This window comes from Bacillus sp. FJAT-26390 (genome assembly GCF_001682865.1).
In the GTDB taxonomy this organism is placed as follows: Bacteria; Bacillota; Bacilli; order Paenibacillales; family Paenibacillaceae; genus Pristimantibacillus.
On sequence record NZ_MAQX01000032.1, the window covers coordinates 215,558 to 237,812 of the forward strand.

The following is a 22,255-nucleotide window of genomic DNA, read 5'->3' on the forward strand; positions in this document are numbered from 1 at the left end:
GAACGTATTATGGGAAAAGGTACAACCTCGGCTTTTATGAGCAGAGATTGTACCTTTTTTCGCGTTTATAAGCTGTTTTCCACACTCTTTTTATACCATTTATAAGGAGCAATTATGATGTTATTAGAAGCTATATATCACAGGCCAAAACAAAACTGGGCTTACGCCTACGACGGTAAAACGCTGCACCTCCGCTTGCGCACCAAAAAAGACGATGTCGCAACAGTAGAAGCCATTGTTGGTGACAAGTATGCGTGGGACCAAACCCTTACAACGGTCCCGATGCGCATTTTCTCATCCGATGCTTTGTTTGATTATTGGGAGACGGCCGTCATTCCGCCCTTCCGCCGGCTGCGCTATGCGTTCCGTTTAACTAGCGGCGCTGAGTCGATTATTTTCTCGGACAAGGGCGTTGAGCTTACGCTTCCCGACAACTCCAATTCATTTTTCGACTTCCCTTATATTAATCCGATCGACGTGTTCGCGCCGCCGGCTTGGGTGAAGGATGCTGTGTTCTATCAAATCTTCCCGGAGCGGTTTGCGAACGGCGACCCGTCGCTGAGTCCGAAAAACGTACTGCCTTGGGGCGGCGAGCCGACTCCTCAGAACTTTTTTGGCGGCGATCTGCAAGGTGTAATCGATCATTTGGATCATATATCCGAGCTTGGCATAAATGCGGTCTACTTCACGCCGCTATTCGAAGCGACGACTAACCATAAATACGATACGCAGGATTATATGAAGGTTGATCCGCATTTTGGCACAAACGAGAAGCTCAAGGAATTGGTTGATGCCTGCCATGCCCGCGGCATTCGCGTGCTGCTTGACGCCGTATTCAATCATTCCGGCAAAACGTTCCCGCCATTCGTCGATGCGCAAAAGAACGGCCAGCAGTCGAAGTATGCGGATTGGTTCTATGTTCGGGAGTGGCCGCTGCAGGTCGTTGATGGCGTCCCTTCTTACGAGACTTTCGCCTTTGAACCGCTCATGCCTAAGCTGAACACCGAGCACCCGGAAGTAAAGCAATACTTATTCGAGGTTGCGCGTTACTGGATCGAGGAGATCGGCATCGATGGCTGGCGCCTTGACGTAGCTAATGAGGTTGACCATCAGTTTTGGCGTGAATTCCGCAAGACGGTAAAAGACGTCAATCCGGAAGCGTACATTTTGGGTGAAATTTGGCATGATTCGATGATGTGGCTGCAGGGCGATCAATTCGATGCGGTCATGAACTATCCGTTCACGAACGCGGTGCTCGATTTCTTCGCCTATCAAACAATCGACGCGACTTCCTTCGCCCATGCGATCGGCACGCAGCTTGCTGCCTATCCGCAGCAAGTAACGGAAGCGGCATTTAATTTGCTTGATAGCCACGACACGCCAAGGCTGCTCACGATCTGCGAGGACAATACGGAAGCGATGAAGCTCTCCTCCTTGTTCCAGCTGACTTACCCTGGAACCCCATGCATTTATTACGGGGATGAGGTAGGCATAAACGGTGCAGGCGACCCTGGCTGCCGCAAATGCATGGTATGGGACGAGGCTGAGCAAAATGGCGAGCTGCTGCAATTTTACAAGGCAGCAATTGGCCTTCGCCACCGTTATAGCGCGCTTCGCAGCACGGACATCCGCTTCGTGCATGTCGGCGCAGAAGACGGCACCTTGGTGTACGAACGCCGTGATGGCGACCAGCGCTTGCTTGTTGCGCTGAATGCGCGCGGCAAAGCTGCCGACGTTAGCTTCACGATTGATTCGGCTGCGTCCGCTGGGCAAGATGCAACTCCTCACGCTGTAGCTTTCACAGGCTTCGCTAGCAAAGAGGTGGCTGCCGCTGAGAATGCAGCGCCAGCTGAAGCTTTGAAAGCTGAAGTTAATACCGTCACAGCTGAGGCTGCTGAGGAAATGGGCGCTGCTGCTGTTCAAGGGAACGACTTGACCGATGCTGCTGCCGCTGTCGTGAAGAGCAATAACGATTCGACTTGGTCCGTTTTGTTGTCAAGCGTTAGCGAAATCGCTGAAAGCTCTAGCGTAGCAAGCAATGCCGCGGGCAAGCTGAAGCTTACGCTGCCAGCTTATGGCTTTGTGATTTTGGAGCAAGCCAAAGCTGACGTTTAATGGTTAGCTGTAGTTGCTCGAAGTAAAGGCATAGACAAAGAGGCGGTCCACCCGATGGACTGCCTCTTTGCGCTTTGCTGAACGAGTCAGTAAGGTGCGGCAGCGTACGATCCCCTTTTGCCACACGCCAGCTTCACTCTATAAGCACCTATACGTGCTGCTCCCAATATTTTTTTATGCCCCTGAATATTAAGATGACTTATTTTTAATTTGTTTTTGCAATTGAGCGATTTGTTTCTGCATCTGCTCTATCTGTAGCTGCACTTGCTGCTGCTCACGCTGTTTGTCCTGCTGGTCCTTTTGCGATTGAATTTGTGCCTTCTGTTCTTGCTCCAGCGCTAGAGCCTGCCCCGCAGCTGTAATTATATCCCCAGCCGTAACTAGCAGCTGCCCAATAAACTGGATGAGATCCGGAAGATTATCCCCATTATCAAAAATAATATTGTCTCTCGTTCTACCGCTTCTTGCGCCTTTGCCCGGGTTATCACGGTTGTACGCCATACGAGTCCCTCATTTCATATTAAAATATTCGCCGTCGTGAAATTAGGTGACAATTTACATTTTATCCCTATGTTGCAAGTGCCGCTAGACAATCGCATATGGTTCATGCCATAATAACTTAAACGATTAAGTTGTTAGTTTTCATACGAGCAAGGAGCTGCATACCCATCAAAAAAGCTACGCTTAAGGATATTGCGAAAGCCGCCCAAGTTTCCGTCGCTACAGTAAGCTATGTGCTCAACAACGTTACCAACCAGACGATCCCCGATGAGACCAAATGCCGGGTGCTGGATGCCGCAAAGCAATTGAACTACGTTCCAAACCTAGCCGCGCGCTCACTGGTGAAGCAAAAGTCAGGCTTGATCGGCATCCTCATCAACCGGGCGAACAACGAGGGGATTTGGAAGCAGCTTCGTTACGCTTCATTCATTAATCGGCTTGAGCGTCTGTTAACGGATCGAGGCTACCATGTCGTCTTATCATCGCTTGAGGCCTTGAATCCAAAGCTCGATGTAATATCGGAGCGAAAATTAGACGGCGTGTTTGTCGTAGACGTAAAAAGCGAAAATTTCCATCTCATATCCAGCCACTTCTCCGAAGGCGTGCCGCTCATTGTCATCGACAGCATCATTGATGACCCGCTTTTTTATAAAGTGAACTTTGATTATAGCGACGCTTTTGCCAAAGCAAGTGCCTCATCGCTCCTCCATCCCAGCTATATCGTTATGGACAGCTTGAATAATGCCGAGCTTACCCAGTCCATAATTAACAGCAGCGGCATTGATCCAAAGCTCATTCATATGATGGAGGATGAAGATCAGCTGCAGCGATTTCTTGATCAACATGCGGATAAAAGCGGAGTCGTACTCAACGAATTCATCGGGGCGATCACAGCAAAGTATGCCAATCCGGCGAAGCTCGCCGTTATTTGCACCGCTGATTGCCCAGAAATCCTGCCGGCAGCAGTGACGCGTGTCCAGTACGACAATCGCAAGACAGATGAAGCTTTTCAACTGATGATGACCCTTCTAGACGATCCAAGGGCTGGTCCTGAGCATAAATATATTGAAGTCGAAGCAAGTCCAAGCGCAGAGTAATCTCTGCCTTTTTCTATAATAACTTAAACGTTTAAGTTAAGCTCCACCCACATTAAGGAGGAATAACCTATGCTTGAACTAGCCAAAAATGCGGAAGCCAATCCATCCCATGCTCAGCAGCAAAATTCCGCTGCCCCTTCCATTTGGCGCAACCGCTCGTTTATGCTCGTCTTCTCCAGCTACAGCTTGTCGCTGCTAGGCAATACGTTCCACAGCATCGCATTAAACTTATGGGTGCTGCAAACTACAGGCAGCGCCAAGCTCATGTCGGTTGTACTCATTACCCACCTCGTCATCAGCATGTTATTCGGTTCCTTCGCGGGAACAATTGCCGACCGCACCGACCGCCGCACCTTAATGTGGGTGACGGATATCGTCCGTTTTGTTCTTGTCGCCGCCATCGCCGTTCTAATTTTTCTTCCGAATGTGCCCTTTATTTATGTCGTCCTATTAACCGGGCTTGTAGCGTTTGCAGGGGTATCTCGAACGCCCGCATTCCAAGCCTCCCTTATCGAGATCGTTGGCAAAGAGCAGCTTACGAAAGCCGTTGGGGCGATCAGCATTTCCGATAACATCATTCGAATATCCGGCTTCGCGCTAGGCGGCATTGCCGTCGCAGCCTTTGGCGGGGCATTTGCGATTGCCATCGATGCCGCAACCTTCCTCCTATCAGGCATTCTTCTCTTGCTTGCAGGCAAATTCCCTTATGCAGCCGTCCGGGATGACGCAAAGCCAAAAACCTCCTTTAAGGAGGATCTCACAGCCGGCTTCCGTTATGTTTGGCATGATCCATTTGCCAAGGGCGTCATTATTTTGCTGCCGCTCGTGATGTTCTTCTTTTTATCCACATTTATGCTCATTCAAGTAATGGCGGTTCAGGTATGGCAGGCAAAACCCTTTGTATTCGGACTAATGGAGGCCTGCATTCCGCTCGGGTACGTCATAGGGTCTATTTTGATCATGAGGTTTAATACACGTTTAAAAAGCAGAGGAAAATGGATCATTGGGAGTATGATCCTGATGGGGCCAGTCTTTATTGCGATTTCGCTGCTGTCCTCGGCTGCCGTCGCGCTCCCGTTAATTCTGCTCGTCGGCTTCCTCTTCTCCTTCAGCACGACGATCATCTTTATTGCGCTGCGGGTCGCCATTGATCCCGCAATGCAAGGCAGAGTGTTCGGGCTAATCGGCGCTTTAACCAGCGTCGCTCCTCCAGTTGGGTTAGCTGTATTCTCTACCTTTTCCGACATTTACGGCCCAGCCGTCATTATCGCCATTAGCGGCGCAGCGATGCTTTTCATTGGGCTCCTCGCCTACAGCCGGATGAAGTCCATACGCGAGTTCAACTAAAGGTTATCCCTTTAATGAGCCGCCAAGCGCAAAGGATAGTCGGTTAGATATAACAAAAAGAGGGAACCGCACATGATGTGCGATTCCCTCTAATCGTTTTATTTCAAAATAACGGTACTATACGCCGGCAGCGACAGCTTGCTTCCGTCCAGCTTCGCTCCGCTGTTAGTCGCACGGGCTAGCTCCTTGAACTCGCCAAACGTCTGCGACGGCTGCAAATCCGTCGTTTGCTGCTCGCCCGATAAATTATGCACGACGAGCACCCGTTCACTCGCCATGACGCGGACGTACACGCTCAGCTTCTGATTGGCAGGCTCCAGCTTAAACTCCGCAATTCCTCCGCTCTGCAAAGCCGGCTCCTCGTTGCGCCACTTGATCAGCTCGCGATAATGATGCAGCATCGACTGATCATCTGCCGATTGTGCTTCGACGGATACCGAAGGAGCATCCGCATTAAAGCGTGACTTCTCCCATGTCGTCTGCCCTTCGCCTCCGCTTGCCGCGCTATACCACAACATCGGCTCGCGAATGTACTCATCCGGCTTAGCGCCCTTCATGCCAAGCTCTTCGCCATAATAAAGATATGGCGTGCCCGGAAGCGTGAGCAGCATAGCAGCGGCCATCTTCGCATGGTTGACATTGCCCGCCAGTACAGTCATGGCACGGTTTTGGTCATGGTTGCTCAGGAACGGAGCATCAACAAAGGTTCCGCCAGAAGACTTCTCATATACGCCATATGCGCGGCCTAACGAGAAAGCCAGATCTGCATCCTGCTCCGAGCTCGCCGCACTAAGCAAACGTCCAGCAAGATCAAAGTGGAAGGCCGAGTTCAGCGCTTGATCAAAATAAGGCGCGATAACGGTTAACGAATCCCATACCTCTCCGATCAAATAAGCATCCGGCTTCACTTTGCTCATGCCCTTGCGGAACTCCTGCCACCAAACCTTGTTTTTCTCCTGAACCTCAGGCGTGCTCGCCGTTGAAGCAAAATCGCCATAAATATGCTTGGCAGCATCAAGGCGGAAGCCGTCCAGACCCTGCTCAAGCCAGTATTGACCGATTTTGATCATTTCCTCGCGCACCTTCGGCTCGTCGAAATTCAAATCCGGCATGCCTTCCCAGAAGACACCCAAATAGTTAAGGCTGCCATAGCTATGCCATGGGTCGCCGCCTACCGCGCCGTCCGCCCTTACCTGCTCGCCCTGCTTCGCAAAGGTATACCAGCTGCGATAAGGGCTTTTCTCATCCGCGAGCGCTTCCTTAAACCAAGGATGCTCCTTGCCCGTATGATTAACGACAAGATCCATAATGACTTTAATGCCGCGCTTGTGCGCTTCATCCAATAGCTTCTTCAAATCTTCCAGCGTGCCGTACTCTGGATTTATCGCGTAGTAATCGGTTGTATCATAGCCGTGGTAGCTGGGCGAGGCGTTAATCGGCATCAGCCAAATGCCGCTCACGCCAAGCTCCTTCAAATAATCAAGCTTGGCGGTTACGCCATTCAAATCGCCGACCCCATCACCATTCGTATCATAGAACGAACGGACGAATATTTCATAGTAGACTCCGCCAGGCTGCTCATCTACTTGATAAGTGGCAGCGACCGGCTCTCCGCTTTGCTGTGCGGCTTCATCCGCTTGCGCAGCGGCCGGTTTCCCGCTATTGCTTCCTTCATCTTGGGAGCAAGCCGCGAGCATAGCCAGCAAAATCAAGCCTAGCAGCATCGCTGCCGCATAACGAACCCGTTTGACTCCCATGCCTTTATCCTTTCGAAGCGCCAGACATCAGCCCTTGTACGAGGAAACGCTGCAAGAAGACAAACAGCAAGGTGATCGGAATCGCAATCAATACAGCTCCCGCTGCGAACAGCGTGAAGTTACTGTTCTGGTAAGAGTTAACGAGATCCCACATACCGACGGCAAGCGTCCAGTTGTCTTTGCTCCGAAGCACCAATCTCGCAAAAATAAAGTCAACCCATGAGCCTGCAAATGAAGTCAGCGCCACATAGGTCAGCATTGGACGCGACAATGGCAGCATGATTTTCACAAACACTTGAAGGTGCGAAGCACCGTCGATTCGAGCCGCTTCATCAAGGCTCCGCGGAATCGTATCGTAGAACCCTTTGACAACGAAACCCCCGAGCACTGAGCCCGCTGAATATACGATAATAAGAGCAGCATGCGTATCAAGCAGGTTAAGCTGCAGCAAGAAAATGAAGATCGCGATCATGCTCATGAATCCCGGGAACATGCCGAGTACAAGCATAACCGTCAGCGTCATCTTGCGCCCGCGGAAGCGGAAGCGCGACAACGCGTACATGCTGAGCGTGACTAGAATCGTTGAGAAGATCATCGTCAGCGTCGCAATTTTCAACGTGTTCATATACCAAACCCCGTAACGGAAGCTCGGGCTCGTGAACAGCTCTTTATAGTGAACCAAAGTGAATGTATCCGGAATGAGACTTTCGCTAAATAGAGCCGTACCCGGCCGAAGCGAGGATAGCAGCACCCAAAGAGCAGGATAGACTGCACAGATCGCTATACCGATCAAAATGACATAGCTAAGCGTCAGACGCACAATATTTGCGGTTTTGCGGCCCATTTTCATTGAATCATATCCTCCTCTTTAAATGACCGCGAACGGCGATAGTTATAAATAGAGAACGACGCCACGATAATGAAGATAATGATGCCGATCGCAGACGCCATATTGAATTGGCTATTGTTCAGCGTGAGCTTATACAGCCAGGTGACGAGCAAATCCGTGCTTCCCGCGTATTGATAATCCCCTTTTACCGGGTCACCGTTCGTCAGCAAGAAAATAACGTTAAAGTTATTCATGTTTCCTGCGAACTGCGTGATCAGAATCGGAGCGGTAGAGAACAAAACAAACGGAAGCGTAATAATACGGAATTTCTGGACGCCAGTCGCCCCGTCTACATCAGCCGCTTCGTACAAATCTTTAGGGATAGCCGTCAATACGCCGAGAATAAGAACCATCGATACCGGAATACCGATCCACATATTCACGATAATAACGGTGACCTTTGCCCAAAATGGATCAGTGAGCCACGGCAGCTTACCCATGCCGAAGTAGCCTAAGTATTGATTGATCGGACCAAATTGTCCGTTGAACAAGTTTTTCATCACGAGCAAGGAAATAAGCTGAGGGATCGCATACGGAATGATGAACAGCGTACGCCAAAGCTTTTTGAAACGAATGCCCTTTTGTTCAATAAGAAGCGCTACGAGCAAGCCGCCGAAATAGGTCGTTACCGTCGCGATAACCGCCCAAACAATCGTCCAAGTGAATACGCCTACGAAGGTATGGCTCCATGTCTTGAGTGTCAGCAAGTTAGCGAATGTTTGAAAGCCTACCCAGTCAACCAGCTTAGCCGGAGGAATATGATCAGGCGATGCATAGTTGGTGAACGCGAGCATGACCATGAAGATAATCGGCATGATTGTTAAAAACAATACGCCCAGCGCCGGCAGCGTCAGCATCAAATGCGGAAAATTGCGATCCGTCAAATGTGCCAGCGTTTGGCGGAAGCTTGCAGGCGTGGCTCCTTCATCTCTTTGCTTTCCGTTCCGATATGCATCGCGGATATTCATAACATAGATAACGACAAAAAGTATGAATATAATTAACGTAATTAATCCGCTTATTAATAGAAAGATCGAATGATCTCCTTCTACTCGAACACTGATTTTACCGACTTTCTCAAGCCCTTGCGTTTTCTCGCCGAGCGTAACTACGCCCCAGATTGCTCTTCCTAAATTCGGAACAAAATACATAAGCGCTGCCGCTTCAACAGCGAGCATAATTAAACCTTTAACGATTTGGCGGTTATACAATTGGCCAAGACCCATTACGAGTAACGACAATATAGCCGCGGTGCTGCGATGACGATTCATCCCGCCTGGCTCCCTTCCTTTCATATAAAAAAAACATCCTGCCGCAGCTGTTAACGCAAGCGGCTAATAAACATCGGTTTACCCGCCGAACAGCTTCGGCGGGTAAACCCGATTAGATGATATTATTTTGCTGTTGCTGCGCCATTGTTTGCATCTTTGATTTGTTGAACCGCATTGTCGAGCGCTTCTTTTGCATCCTTGCCGGAGTTCCATACGTCAGCGAAAGCTGCGCCGATTGGGCTCCATACGTTACCCATCTCAGGGATAGATGGCATTGGCGTCGATTGGTTGAACTGCTCTAGGAAGCCTTTAACAACTTCGTTTCCTTGTACGGTAGCGTCTGCTGCCGCTTCGATGTTCGCAGGAATCGCACCTGTGAGCTCAAAGTTTTTCAACTGTGCTTCTTTAGTCGAAGCATAGTAGGAGAATAGACGGGCTGCGTTCGGGTATTTCGAGAATGAGTTAACATACCAAGCTTTGATGCCAGAGAAGGAAGAAGCCGGTTGGCCGTTAATGCTAGGCAATGGAGCTACGCCGAAATCAATTCCTGCGTTTCTGTAATCGCCAATTGTCCAAGGACCGTTAATATCCATTGCCAGCGTTCCGCCAATGAACAAACCTTTTTTAATATCGTAGTTGATATCCCCGGAATTCAAAGGCAAGATGCTGTTTTTAAGCGAGCCGTAGTATTTCAGGCCAGCGATTGCGCCTTCTGTGTTAAGGCCGATATCTTCTTTGTTTTGACCGTTATCGCCGTATACATAACCGCCAGTGGAGATGAACGGATAGCTGAAGTAGAAGTTGCCTACATCCCACATCAAACCGTATTTGTTGTTTTTCGTGTCGTTAAACGTTTTGGAGAACGCTACAACCTCGTCAAACGTTTTTGGAGCTTCTTTGATTAGAGCCTTGTTATAAAACAGCGCGTAAGTTTCTACCGAACGCGGGTATCCGTAAAGTACGCCGTCGTAAGTAACCGCGTTTACGGCGATTTCTGAGTTCGCGCTTTTGGATTGCTCTTCGTAGAAATCATTTGGCAATACTAGGCCCGCTGTAACGGCTTTACCAAGGTTATCGTGCGGGAACAAAACAACGTCTGCGCCAAGACCTGCAGGACCGTCAGTAACAAGCTTGTTAACTTGATCGCCTGCGCCGATTTCCTCGAATTTAATTTCGATGCCGTATTTTGCAGTGAACTCCTTCGCAATGGCTTCAACGAAAGGACGCTCTTCTTTACTTTCCCATACTAGAAGCGATGCGCCTTCTTCAGGAACGATATCTTCTGCTGCTGCGCCTTCATCTGTTTTGTTGTTTTCTGTATTGTTCGCTGGAGCATTAGTTGCGTTGCCAGCTTTTTCTGTGTTGCCGCCTTTGTTTGATCCGCCGCATGCGGAAACGATAAACAAGGCTACAATTAATGACATTACAAACCACTTTTTCATGCTAGGTGATCCCCCTCCATAATGTGTTTCATGCCTTTTTTTGAACTAGCGCCTTCCAAACAATTCCTTGAGCCCATCTTCATAAAATGCCGATTTCGTACAAACAATATGCGTAATAATTAGAACCGCTATGCCATTTTAAACGACGGACACGGCAAGCGCAAACGTTTGTACAAGAATCGCTAGAAAATGCTGCGAAATCGGTTTATTAGCCGTTTCACAATTTTTTATGACCGTAAAATTGTCTTGTAAGCGTTCTATTCGTGTTTTCATCATACAACAGGGCATGCGGTTTGTTAAAACGTTTGCACAGTTCAATTTTCCGGAAAAATAATATGTTAGCTTTGATTTTCGCCTGTTTTCTCTTTCTGCTTCAGTTTTTTATCATTTGTATAACGCTTTCCTAAGATATATATTTACTTTTAGACAACAGTTGCATTAGGATGAAGCATATTAGCACAAGCACAAACGATTTGCGCGATGGGGGCTCAACTATATATGGTAACCATTAAAGATATTGCGAAAGCAGCCGGTGTATCGCCCTCTACTGTATCCAGGGTTGTGTCCAACCACCCTCGTATTAGTAAGGCAACTACCCAGAAGGTTAAACGAATAATGGAGGATATGGGCTATCATCCGAATGTGATGGCGAAGAGCCTCGTATCAAAGACAACCCAGACGTTAGCGATCATGCTGCCACGTCCTGCGGAAGAGCTGTTCCAGGATTTCTTCTTTGGCGAGCTGCTGCGCGGCATACTGACACAATCAACGCGCGCAGGCTACGATATGCTGCTTACTGCCGCCACCTCGCCAAGCGACGAGACCGAAACGATTTCCCGCCTTGTGTTTGGGCGCAGAGTTGACGGCGTAATACTATTATCCTCCAGGGTAAATGACCCCTTAATTGATCTATTGAACAAACATAACTTCCCTACTGTATTGATTGGGCGCACGGAAGACCGTCCTAACATTCTATCTGTCGATAATAATAATGAACAAGCAGCCTACGATGCGACTCAGCATTTGATTCTCCAAGGCCATGAAAGAATCGGCTTCGTGAGCGGACCTCCTTCTCTAACCGTTGCGCATGACCGCATGAAAGGGTACCGCAGAGCGATGCAAGAGGCTGGGCTGCCCGTCAAATCGGAATGGATCGTTGAGGGCGAATTTTTACAGCAAAGCGGCTATCGTGCGATGTCATTTATGATGAGTCTGCCTGAACGCCCTAGCGGCCTTGTCGTTATTGACGACGTTGTCGGCTTCGGTGTATTGCGCGGCTTGACTGAACTTGGCTACAAAGTGCCGGATGATCTCAGCCTCGTTAGCTTTAATAACATTGCCCTATCCGAGCTTGCCACGCCGCCGATCAGCTCTATCGATATAGGAACATACCAGCTTGGCTACACGGCTTCGCAAATGTTAATCCGGTTAATTCAAGAGGAGAGCGTGCATCAAAACCGCATGATTATTCCGCATAGGCTGATCGTTCGCGAATCTTCGATTCAAACCGTAACCAAAAGGAGTTGACAGCATGTCAAATAAAAAACCGTTTTTAGTGGATGCCATTATCGGCAATTCCAAGTTTCTCGCATCGCTTGGCCGCACAGGCAAAATGTATCGCCTGTGGTGGCCGAACATCGACCTGCCGCAGCATGTCGATGCGATTCGCACAGGCATTCAATGGGATCAATTACCCGTATCTTGGTTTGATGAAGACGCGGATGGCTGGAAGCATGAAGCTAAATACGCGGACAAAACAAACATTTTGGGCGTTAGCGCCCGCTCGGAGCAGCAGCCTATTCAAGTAGACAGCCTCCATCTTGCCGTACCGGGTCAAGATATTATCGTTCGTGAATATACCTTCACGAACAGCAGCAATCAGCCTGCTTCCTTCTCGTTTATCGTGCATTCCTCTTTCCTAGTGAGCGAGAATCAGCTATACAATACGACGATGTTTAATGTCGATAACGATTCATTGGTTCATTTTCGCCATAAGTACTATTTTGCGCTTTCAAGTGCAAACGTATGCACTGGTTACCAATCCGGACTGGCTTGGGATATGGTTCAGCAAGGCGAGCTAAACGGAAAGAACATCGATATGAGGCCAGACGGCGCCTTAAAATGGCGCATCGACGAGCTGGCAGCCGGCGCATCCGTGACGATTCCCGTCTATTTAACCGCCGGTCACGATGAAGAAAGCGTATTGCAACAAATGCGTACTGCAAAAAGCAAACCAAGCGCGGAATGGATCGCTGAGACGACGGCTTACTGGACCAACTTCCTCGCAGAGGCAGCGCCATGTCCGATAGACGATGCCGAAATTTCCGACTTGTACGACCGCTCCCTGCTTATGTTTAAGCTGATGTCTGACGAGCAAACTGGAAGCATCATTGCCGCTCCCGAATTTGATGAAAACTTTGTACGCTGCGGCGGTTATTCCTATTGTTGGGGCCGAGATGCCGCATTCATTACGACCGCGCTTGATAAAGCAGGCCTCGGCTCGTTATCCGACAGCTTCTACGCTTGGACGCTTACCGCGCAATCGCCTGACGGCTCCTGGCAACAGCGTCATTATCATGATGGCAGCTTAGCTCCATCATGGGGTCTTCAAATCGATGAAGGCTCGTCGATCATTTGGGGGATGTGGCAGCATCATTTGGAGCAGAAGGATCATGCGTTTGCCGAGAAGGTATGGCCGGCCGTGGAGAAAGGCGCCTCCTTCCTCATTAACTTCTTGGATTCGGAGAGCGGATTGCCTAAACCGAGCATCGACCTATGGGAAGAGCGCGAAGCATCACATACGTACTCCTCTGCTGCCGTTTACGGCGGTTTGACGGCTGCTGCCAGCTTTGCGGAGCTTGCTGGACGTTCTAAGCTTGCAGCGGAGTGGAAGGCTGCGGCAGAGCGGATTTCAGCGTCCATCAAGGAGCTATGCTGGAATGAAGAAGGCGGCAGGTTCTACCGCGGCGTCAATCTTACCGTTCAAGCTGGCAAGTACGAGCAAGCGATCGCTTCCGGCGCTGCAGGATTTGTATCAGAGGGCATAAAAGGCTACCAAAAATATACGCTCAACCACGATCCTATCATTGATGTCAGCTTGCTCGGCATCGCGGTTCCATTCGGCGCCGTTGCTGCCGACCATGACCATATGCGCCGCACGGCCGATGCCGTTGATGCCGCATTGACCGTACCGGGCGTAGGCGGCATCAAGCGTTATGAGGATGATATTTATATTGGCGGCAATCCATGGATTCTTACTACTCTATGGCTTGCTCATTATCGCATTGAAACCGGCAGCCTAAGCGAAGCGAAGCAATTGCTGAAGTGGGCGCTCGATCACCGTACAGAGACGGGCTTGCTCCCTGAGCAGGTGGACAAAAACACAGGCGAAACGGCTTGGGTTGTCCCGCTAACATGGTCGCATGCGATGTTTATCTTGACGATCTTCATGCTTGCGGAAGCGGAGAATAAGACTGGCGCGACTGCTCAAGTATAATAAAATAACAAGCAATAAAAGCCGACGGTAGATTTCCACCGTCGGCTTTTTTTTGCTGCGCTATAGGCTTTTTTAGCGAAACATTATGACCAAGTAAAGACGGATGTGTCCGCCGTTCCCGTAGAGCTGGATGGCGAGGTAAACGATCGATTGGTTCCGCTCTCCCAGATTACATTGCCAAGACTGTCCTTCTTAATGAATTTGAACTCGAAGGTCGTCCCCTTCGGTACGCTGACCTGCAGGAACCAAACCGGATAATTGGGATTGAGCATCGCTTCGGTCGATTTTGCCGGATCCCAGCTGCCAAGCTCAGGAATGCTTCCGACGATATGGATATTTTGACCGACTGCGGTTGTGGCATTCACTTTAAAGATGACCTGCACTTGATCGCCTGACAGCACCTCGTAAGTGAAGCTGTTGCTGACATTCGTGCCTTTTGTAACCGTGATGCCGCTAGCGCCAGCCGCTACAGCAGGTACAACGGCCTCGATAAACGTATCATTGTTGGAAACGACCGTTGCGGCAACCGTTCCGAATTTCACTGTAGCCGATCCGCCTAAGCCCGTTCCATAAATATAAACGGTGTTGCCTGGACGGCCGGACGTCGATACAACATCGCCAATTCTAGGAACCGTGGTGCCAAGCGAAGGGTTATAGGACCACACATTCACTTCGCCGCCAGAGAGCGTGAAGCTGGAAATTTTATTTTGACCCGATACGCTTGTTACTGGATTTGAAGCGCCGCCCAGCACATCGCTGTATGTTCCAGTCGGCAACGTTGTATTAATGGCAGGAACGGTATAGGAAAGGTCAGGCTGCCTGTTTATAGCGACGATAACTTGCTTGTCGTAGAACTGGCGCTGATAGACGAGCACATTGTCCGTGCTGTACAGGATGGAAGTGGTGCCGTAAGCGACTGCTTCATTGGTTTTGCGCAGGGCGGATAGCTCCTTAATGACCTTAAAGGCGGTTGTCGTCTCATCGAAAGCAGCCGCTTTCTGCATAAACGGCCTGCCTGCAATGTCACTGCTATCCACTGAGGAGACATATTGCTCGGTACCGTAATAAATATTTGGCGTACCGCGTGACGTTAGCAAAGCGGCAAGAGCAGCATGATAAGGCTTATTGTTCGACTGGATGTAACGGAAACGTGTGACATCATGGTTGTCGAGGAACGTAACCGCTTGATTCTCATAGGAATAATCGCTGCTCGTTTGCGTCAGCATAGAACCGAAGGAGCTCATCGTCTCCGAGAAATTGCCGAAAGCGTTCGTTGCTGCGCGGTAAAATTCAAAGTCAAGATTGTTTACCCCGGTACGAATGCAAAATGTACAGGCATTTGATTAAACGTTTCACTTTGTATTTTCTACTATATTTTATGGTGTATAATTTTTTCAATCGTTTTTTTGTAAGCGCTCTATTTAGGCGGAGTAGAATTGGATCTCCTGCTTTTTTTGGAGCTTTTTTCGTGTCGTACGGCATCGCTGCGCTAGAACGATTGGAACGCAGTCTGTTGTGAGGTTTCTATTGCAGTAACTGCAGCGTAGACCGTGAAAACAGTTAGCATATGAGTGTTGAGAGCGTTTTTAAGCGTGGTTTCTGCGACGAGACTGCTCGATAAGCACAAATGGATGCTTACAGGCCACACACTAGGGTTTCTCTTTCGCCGTTAGCGCATATACGTGCTAACGGCGGTTTTTCGACATGTTTTCTACGCCTATTTATCTCCCCCTCCTCTACTCGGGTTTTGCAGAAAAAATCAACACCCTGTTTCATTTCGAAGAAATTGGTTTATTAATATTGACAAACCTCTTCTAGTTTGTAATAATTATAAACAAAGAGTTAGTCTAAATCGTTATTTGGTCGACCCAATCACAATCAACATTACCATTTTCGTATTCACAGACTGCAAATAGCGCAGACTACCATCAGAAAGGATGATTACAATGACAACAACAACGAAAACCAACACAACCGTACAACAACATTTGAACCGCCAAATTGCCAACTGGAGCGTGCTTTACATCAAGCTTCATAATTACCACTGGTATGTGAAGGGCTCCCAGTTTTTCACTTTGCATGCAAAGTTCCAAGAGCTTTATGAGGAAGCTGCGCTTCACGTCGATGAGATTGCAGAGCGTCTGCTAGCGGTGAAAGGCACGCCAATCGCAACGATGAAGGATTATTTGAAAACTTCAAGCATTGAGGAAGCTTCCAACAAAGAGGACGCCACTCAGATGGTTGATCAATTAATTACGGATTTCACGACGGTTATCGGCGAGCTGAAGGAAGGCATGGAAGCCGCTCAAAAAGCTGATGACGAAACGACAGCCGATATGCTTCTTGCTATTCATACTACGCTTGAGAAGCATGTATGGATGCTGAGCGCATTTAACGGTAAATAAGCTGCTACAGCATAAGACGAGGGTGTCTCAGGAGCATAAGCGGCTCCTGGGGCATCCTCGTTTGCGTTCGTTCATATGAAGATAGCCCTATAACAAAAAAACAGCTCTTCCAACAACGGTTGGAAGAACTGCCCGCTAAACTATATCAAAACTTAAACAAGCTTCACACTGCAGCTGCCAACAGGCGATCCCGCCCATAGCGCTTGCAGCTGGTCGCCCTCATGCAAAGCAGCTACGCCAGCAGGCGTTCCTGTATACAGGATATCGCCGACGCCAAGCCCGTAATTCTCGCCTACATACTTAATGAGCTCGGAAACATCAAACAGCATATCGCTTGCTTTGCCGCGCTGTGCCTCTTCGCCGTTGCGCAGCAGAACAAATTCATCCTCCGCAAGCGCTGCTGCTCCCGGATAAGGCAGCCATTCGCCAAGCGGGGCTGAGCTTTTGAAGCCTTTGGCCGCAAGCCAAGGCTGACCCTTCGCCTTCAGCTTGGATTGTACGTCCCGAAGCGTTAAGTCCAGACCAAGCGCCATGCCGTCGATGCAAAGCTCGGTATCGATACCCGTCTCGTAAGCGCGCCCGATTCTCAGCACGATTTCCAGCTCAAAATGCACCTCGCCTACATTTCCCGGCAGCTCGACAACATTGCCTGCCATCGGAACAACAGCGTGAGACGGCTTCGTGAATACGAGCGGCTCGTCTGGCACCTCATTGCCCAGCTCCAATGCGTGAAGTCTATAATTACGGCCAATGCAATAAATGTTGCGAATTTCACTTGTGCTCATGAATCATGCCGCCTCTCTATCCTGTTCGTGTTATGCAATCCATATTTGCGCTTTTACTTCTGGGCAGCTATCTGCTCTGCCAATTCGTTAAGCTCTGCCCAGCGGTCCATAAGCTGCTCCAGCTTCTCTTCCAGCTGCTGCTGCTCCAACATCAGCTCCTGCAATCGCGCGGAATCGCTGCTTGCTTCTTCCATGCGGACAGCAATGTTGCTGAGCGCGGTTTCCGCCTCTTCAATCCAGCCGTCGATTTGCTCAAAGTCCCGTTGATCCTTGTAGGACATTTTAAGCGACTTGCCTGCCGGTTTCGCAGGCATAGGCGCAGATGCAGCCTTGCTGCTGGAATCAACGGCTGCTGCCGGTTTAGGAGCAGCCGCATCCGCCGGCGCAACATTGCCATGCTTTTCGACAAACGCCTGATAATCCGAGTAGTTGCCTGTATGATGGGCAATAACGCCGTTACCCTCGAATGCTATGATCTTATCCACCGTACGGTCTAGAAAATAACGATCATGGGAGACAACAAACACGACTCCCGGAAAATCATCCAAATAATCTTCAAGCACCGTTAATGTCGATATATCCAAATCATTCGTCGGCTCATCCAGCAGCAGCACATTCGGCGCGTTCATTAATACGCGCAGCAGCTGCAAGCGGCGTTTCTCGCCGCCGGACAGCTTGGAGATCGGCGTCCATTGCATCGTTGGCGAGAAGAGGAACCGCTCCAGCATTTGAGCTGCCGAAATCGTTGTGCCATCTCCGGTTTTGACCTGCTCTGCACCCTCGCGAATATATTCAATCACCCGCAGCGATTGATCCATTTCCTCATGCTCCTGCGAGAACCAGCCCAGCTTAACCGTTGCGCCAAGCTCGACCGTGCCTTCATCCGGCGTTAATTGGCCGGTAATGAGCTTCATCAGCGTAGATTTCCCGCTTCCGTTGCGCCCGACGATGCCAACACGATCCTCAGGAACGGCAATATAGCTAAAATCACGAATAAGCGTGCGATCGCCGAAGCCTTTCGTAACGTCTTCGATTTCAACGATTTTTCGGCCCAGCCTTGTCGAAGCAACGGATACGTCCATCTTGCCGCCAGCTTGCTTCGGCGCATCCGCTTTGAGCGCCTCAAACCGATCGATACGCGCCTTCTGCTTCGTCGTTCTCGCTTTGGCGCCGCGTCTAATCCAAGCAAGCTCATTGCGCAGCAAGTTCTGGCGTTTCGATTCCGTTGCCGCTTCGCGTTCTTCACGGTCGAGCTTCAGCTCTAGAAAACGGCTGTAGTTCGCTTGGTAAAAGTGAGCTTGGCCTTTGTCCAGCTCAATGACCCGATTGCTGACACGGTCAAGGAAATAACGATCATGCGTAATCATGAGAAGCGCGCCTCTGCGCTTTTGCAGCATGCCTTCCAGCCACGCAACCGAATCATTATCGATATGGTTCGTAGGCTCGTCAAGAATAAGCACATCCGACGGAAGCAATAGCGCGGCCGCCATAGCGACACGCTTGCGCTGACCGCCGGACAGCGTCTCTACCTTCGCTTCAAAATCGTTGATGCCTAGCTTCGACAGCGCCATCTTTGCATCGCTCTCGAGCTGCCAAGCATCAAACTCATCCATGAGCTGATTCGCCTTGATCAGCTTCTCCTGCAGCGCTTCATCGCTCGGTTTCAGCTCGATCGCTTCCATAGCCGCGGCATACGCCTGAACAGCTCTTAGCTGCGGCGAATCTCCGCCAAGCACATGCTCCAGCGCCGTTTCGTTCGGAGCGAACACCGGGTCCTGTGCCAGCATTCTTACCGTTACCCGGTTGCCGATTGACACCGTACCGGAATCCGCCGTATCGAGGCCCGCGATTACTTTAAGAAAGGTCGACTTCCCTGTACCGTTCACGCCGATGATGCCGACTTTATCGCCATCCTCTACGCCAAACGTTACATTTTCGAACAAAAGCTTCTCGCCATAGCTCTTCGTTATATGTTCAACAGACAATAAATGCATAAGGCAAACCTACTTTTTCGAATAGTATAGCTGCGGGTAGCAGCCTCTCGTATCATACCACAAAAAGGCCATTTCTTCACTTGGCAGCAGCCTTACAAGCCCCTTTTCCCATGCTTTCGGAAGCAATCATAATGAACGACCCATCTGCCGATATAAGTAGTATGAGGAAGGAGTGATTCCGCATGGGCAAGCCTTACTTGTTTATATTTACAGGCACTAGCGGCTCGGGCCGCAAAACCGCGGCGCATAAAGCGCTGCAAGGAACCGGCATCGCGCATATACCCTCCTGTACGGATCGGCCGCCGCGTGACAAAGAGCGTCCCGATCTGGACTATCGCTATGTGAGCAAAGAGAAGTTCGATCAAATGCAAGCCGAGGGCCTCTTTACCGAATCAGTCAAAATCGACCAATACCGCTACGGAATCGGCAAACGTTATCTAGATATGGCGCTTCAAGCCGGAAATAGCGTCTATCTCATTCTAAATCGCGACGGCTCGGATACGATTTGCAAGCTTTACGGTGACCGTGCCATTCGTATTTTCCTCTACGTCGACAAGAATACAGTATCCGAGCGGCTTGAGAGCAAAGGTACGCCGTACGAAATAATCGACAGCTACCTGCGCCATTATTCCGAGGAGGTCACCTACCGCAAAGCTTGCGAGCATGTGATCGAGAATTTGTCGCTTGAGCGAACGGCTCAGCAAATCAGAGCCATCATAGACAGCTATTTAAAATAAAAACAGAAAAAGGGCCGGCGCATCGTCATCACATGACGTGCGCCGGCCCTTTTTTATTATTAACGTTTTCCGATCATGTTCTCCGGACGAACAAACTCGTCGAACTGCTCGGAAGTAAGCAGGCCGCTTGCGATAGCCGATTCCTTAAGCGTAAGTCCTTTTTTGTGTGCGTTTTTCGCGATAGCAGCTGCGTTCTCATAGCCGATATGCGGGTTAAGCGCGGTAACGAGCATCAGCGATTGATCTAGATTGCGCTTGATTACCGCTTCGTTTGGCTCGATGCCGATTGCGCAATTGTCATTGAACGAAACCATGCCGTCAGCCAGCAAAGCTACCGATTGCAAGAAGTTATAAATAATGACAGGCTTGAACACGTTCAGCTCGAAGTTGCCTTGGCTTGCTGCCATCGAAATCGCTGTATCGTTGCCGATAACTTGACATACCGCCATCGTCAAAGCTTCGCTTTGCGTTGGGTTTACTTTACCCGGCATGATGGAGCTGCCCGGCTCGTTCTCAGGGATCGAGATTTCGCCGATGCCGCAGCGCGGTCCGCTTGCGAGCCATCTTACGTCGTTGGCGATTTTCATCAAATCAGCAGCAAGTGCTTTAACAGCGCCATGCGTATATACGATTTGATCGTGGCTTGTGAGCGAGTGGAATTTGTTCTCCGCTGTCACGAATGTTTTGCCAGTAAGAGCCGTTACTTCCGCCGCAACTGCAACCGCAAAATCCGGGTGCGCGTTAAGACCTGTGCCGACAGCCGTACCGCCAAGCGCCAAATCGCGCATCGTGTCTACGCTTTGCACGAGCATAGCGCGCGTTCTGTCCAGCATCGAATACCAGCCGCTAATTTCTTGGCCAAGTGTAATTGGCGTAGCATCCTGAAGATGGGTACGGCCGATTTTTACGATATCGTTAAACTTCTCCGCTTTCGCGCGAAGCGTCCCATTAAGCAAATCAAGTGATGGAAGCAACCGGTTCTCAAGCGCGATAACGCCTGCGATATGCATAGCGGCAGGGAAAGTATCGTTCGAGCTTTGCGAGCGGTTAACGTCATCGTTCGGGTGAATGCGCACATCGCTGCCGCGTTCTGCCAAAAGCCCGTTCGCACGGTTCGCAATAACTTCATTTACGTTCATGTTTGTTTGCGTGCCGCTGCCTGTTTGCCATACAACGAGCGGGAAATGGTCATCCCATTTGCCTGCTACGATTTCGTCTACCGCTTCACCGATAATAGCCGATTTTGCCGCATCCAAAACGCCGAGCTTCTCGTTGGCTTGTGCGGCTGCTTTTTTGATGTAAGCCATCGCATAAACGACTTCAATCGGCATGCGCTCTCCGCTAATTTTAAAGTTTTGCAGGCTGCGTTGTGTTTGCGCTCCCCAAAGCTTGTCCGCAGGAACTTGAATTTCACCCATCGTGTCCTTCTCAATCCGATAATCCATTAATTGAACGACTCCTTTAACCATTTGGTTTGTCACTTCATGACCCTGTTTCTGTTATAACGCTAATCTAGGCGAGAATCAAGCAATCCGGCTCAAAACGATCGGAAGATGCCCAAACAATTGACAGGAATTCGAACATTAGTTGAGCTGTAAAATAACGCCTCCGCGCATTTCCCCGTTCGATGCAGCTCTTATTGTTTTCGGCGAATCGTGCCGTCCATTTCTTCTACCTCTATGAATACCGCCCGCTCGTTGGGCTGATTGTTTGGCGTATGCATCGCTAGCATCAGCAGCTCGCCTGCTTTATTTTTGAATAGGAAAGGGCCGTCTGTTACGTATACGTTCTTCTCCTCGCCGCCAGCAACCGTCCAAGGCGCCTCGGAAGCCGCGAATAGCGCAATGGGCTCTCCTGCCGCTTCGCTCAAATCCTCGGTCAGAGGAATCGCGCACATTTTCCCATCCTTCACCTGTACCCATTCCTGGCAAAATACCATCCATGGCGCTCCATTCTCGTCAATGTGCAGCGTACCGTCCAGACACTCCCACTCGGGCGGCGTGACCGGGGTGCTGCTGATCGGCTCGAACGGGCCAAGCGGGCCGTCTGCTTTTAAAATTTGCGTAGCTCTGCGTTTATCCTCCGATTTGAAGGAAGCGAACATATAATAGCTGTCCTTGTGAAAATAAACCTCAGGCGCCCAAAAATGATGATCCGCCCAAAAGCCCGCTGCCGGACGAAAGGCTGGATAAGGCCCGTCCCATTGCTCAAGATCCGTGCTTTTGTACGTATCAAAGCCTGTTCCCGGGCCGGACCAGACGTTATCGTCTGTCGTTCCATAAAGGTAATAACATTGCTCCTGTTCACTCACGAGTATGTACGGATCACGAATTCGGATTTGTTCACGAGAAATCATGGGCTGGATATCCTCCTAGAGTTAGTTTCGCTGAATAACTTGGGAGACAAATGGAGAAAAACC

Annotated in this window: 17 protein-coding genes; 7 read left to right on the plus strand and 10 right to left on the minus strand. The window is 49.8% G+C overall.

The window, feature by feature from the left end; translation table 11 throughout:
- Positions 1-117 precede the first annotated feature (117 nt).
- Positions 118-2,115, plus strand: a complete 1,998-nt coding sequence (locus A7975_RS21855; protein WP_082198373.1) for a glycoside hydrolase family 13 protein — start codon at positions 118-120, stop codon at positions 2,113-2,115.
- Between the two features lie 189 nt (positions 2,116-2,304).
- Here the strand turns inward: A7975_RS21855 and A7975_RS21860 are convergent, their stop codons facing one another.
- Positions 2,305-2,616 (minus strand): hypothetical protein, encoded by a 312-nt coding sequence (locus A7975_RS21860; RefSeq protein ID WP_065386532.1) that lies wholly within the window; start codon positions 2,614-2,616, stop codon positions 2,305-2,307.
- A gap of 131 nt (positions 2,617-2,747) precedes the next feature.
- Between A7975_RS21860 and A7975_RS21865 the strand changes: the two genes are divergently transcribed.
- Positions 2,748-3,713 (plus strand): LacI family DNA-binding transcriptional regulator, encoded by a 966-nt coding sequence (locus A7975_RS21865; RefSeq protein WP_176707781.1) that lies wholly within the window; start codon positions 2,748-2,750, stop codon positions 3,711-3,713.
- A gap of 69 nt (positions 3,714-3,782) precedes the next feature.
- On the plus strand, positions 3,783-5,060 hold the full coding sequence (locus A7975_RS21870) for an MFS transporter (RefSeq protein ID WP_065386533.1): 1,278 nt from the start codon (positions 3,783-3,785) through the stop codon (positions 5,058-5,060).
- Between the two features lie 98 nt (positions 5,061-5,158).
- Here the strand turns inward: A7975_RS21870 and A7975_RS21875 are convergent, their stop codons facing one another.
- The 4 genes from A7975_RS21875 to A7975_RS21890 form a co-directional block, all read right to left on the minus strand.
- Positions 5,159-6,817, minus strand: coding sequence for an alpha-amylase family glycosyl hydrolase (locus A7975_RS21875; RefSeq protein WP_065386534.1), 1,659 nt, complete (start codon positions 6,815-6,817; stop codon positions 5,159-5,161).
- A 4-nt stretch (positions 6,818-6,821) separates the two neighbouring features.
- The gene (locus A7975_RS21880) at positions 6,822-7,661 is read right to left on the minus strand and encodes a sugar ABC transporter permease (protein WP_053377473.1); all 840 of its coding nucleotides are present in this window, start codon (positions 7,659-7,661) and stop codon (positions 6,822-6,824) included.
- A 2-nt stretch (positions 7,662-7,663) separates the two neighbouring features.
- Entirely contained in the window at positions 7,664-8,977 is a 1,314-nt protein-coding gene (locus A7975_RS21885) for a carbohydrate ABC transporter permease (protein ID WP_053377474.1), read from the minus strand.
- 122 nt (positions 8,978-9,099) lie between these two features.
- Positions 9,100-10,419, minus strand: coding sequence for a sugar ABC transporter substrate-binding protein (locus A7975_RS21890; RefSeq protein ID WP_065386535.1), 1,320 nt, complete (start codon positions 10,417-10,419; stop codon positions 9,100-9,102).
- A 498-nt stretch (positions 10,420-10,917) separates the two neighbouring features.
- Here A7975_RS21890 and A7975_RS21895 point away from each other — a divergent pair, with 498 nt between their 5' ends.
- Positions 10,918-11,946, plus strand: coding sequence for a LacI family DNA-binding transcriptional regulator (locus A7975_RS21895; protein ID WP_053372754.1), 1,029 nt, complete (start codon positions 10,918-10,920; stop codon positions 11,944-11,946).
- 4 nt (positions 11,947-11,950) lie between these two features.
- Entirely contained in the window at positions 11,951-13,915 is a 1,965-nt protein-coding gene (locus A7975_RS21900; RefSeq protein ID WP_065386536.1) for a glycoside hydrolase family 15 protein, read from the plus strand.
- Positions 13,916-13,998: 83 nt separating this feature from the next.
- Here A7975_RS21900 and A7975_RS21905 read toward each other — a convergent pair whose 3' ends face one another.
- Entirely contained in the window at positions 13,999-15,159 is a 1,161-nt protein-coding gene (locus A7975_RS21905) for a carbohydrate-binding module family 20 domain-containing protein (RefSeq protein ID WP_483295927.1), read from the minus strand.
- Between the two features lie 702 nt (positions 15,160-15,861).
- On the opposite strand from A7975_RS21905, the gene A7975_RS21910 reads away from it, so the two are divergent.
- Complete coding sequence (locus tag A7975_RS21910) at positions 15,862-16,320, plus strand: Dps family protein (RefSeq protein ID WP_053372756.1); 459 nt, start codon at positions 15,862-15,864, stop codon at positions 16,318-16,320.
- A gap of 152 nt (positions 16,321-16,472) precedes the next feature.
- Here A7975_RS21910 and A7975_RS21915 read toward each other — a convergent pair whose 3' ends face one another.
- Together A7975_RS21915 and A7975_RS21920 are read right to left on the minus strand one after the other, a co-directional pair.
- Entirely contained in the window at positions 16,473-17,105 is a 633-nt protein-coding gene (locus A7975_RS21915; protein ID WP_065386537.1) for a fumarylacetoacetate hydrolase family protein, read from the minus strand.
- Between the two features lie 53 nt (positions 17,106-17,158).
- A complete protein-coding gene (locus A7975_RS21920) occupies positions 17,159-19,099 on the minus strand; it encodes an ABC-F family ATP-binding cassette domain-containing protein (RefSeq protein WP_065386538.1) in 1,941 nt (646 codons plus the stop codon).
- Positions 19,100-19,281: 182 nt separating this feature from the next.
- Here A7975_RS21920 and A7975_RS21925 point away from each other — a divergent pair, with 182 nt between their 5' ends.
- On the plus strand, positions 19,282-19,836 hold the full coding sequence (locus tag A7975_RS21925) for a guanylate kinase (RefSeq protein WP_065386539.1): 555 nt from the start codon (positions 19,282-19,284) through the stop codon (positions 19,834-19,836).
- Positions 19,837-19,895: 59 nt separating this feature from the next.
- On the opposite strand, the gene fumC is transcribed toward A7975_RS21925, so the two are convergent.
- Complete coding sequence (gene fumC / locus A7975_RS21930) at positions 19,896-21,281, minus strand: class II fumarate hydratase (protein ID WP_053372760.1); 1,386 nt, start codon at positions 21,279-21,281, stop codon at positions 19,896-19,898.
- A 191-nt stretch (positions 21,282-21,472) separates the two neighbouring features.
- Positions 21,473-22,192 (minus strand): glycoside hydrolase family 43 protein, encoded by a 720-nt coding sequence (locus A7975_RS21935; protein ID WP_065386540.1) that lies wholly within the window; start codon positions 22,190-22,192, stop codon positions 21,473-21,475.
- Positions 22,193-22,255 lie beyond the last annotated feature (63 nt).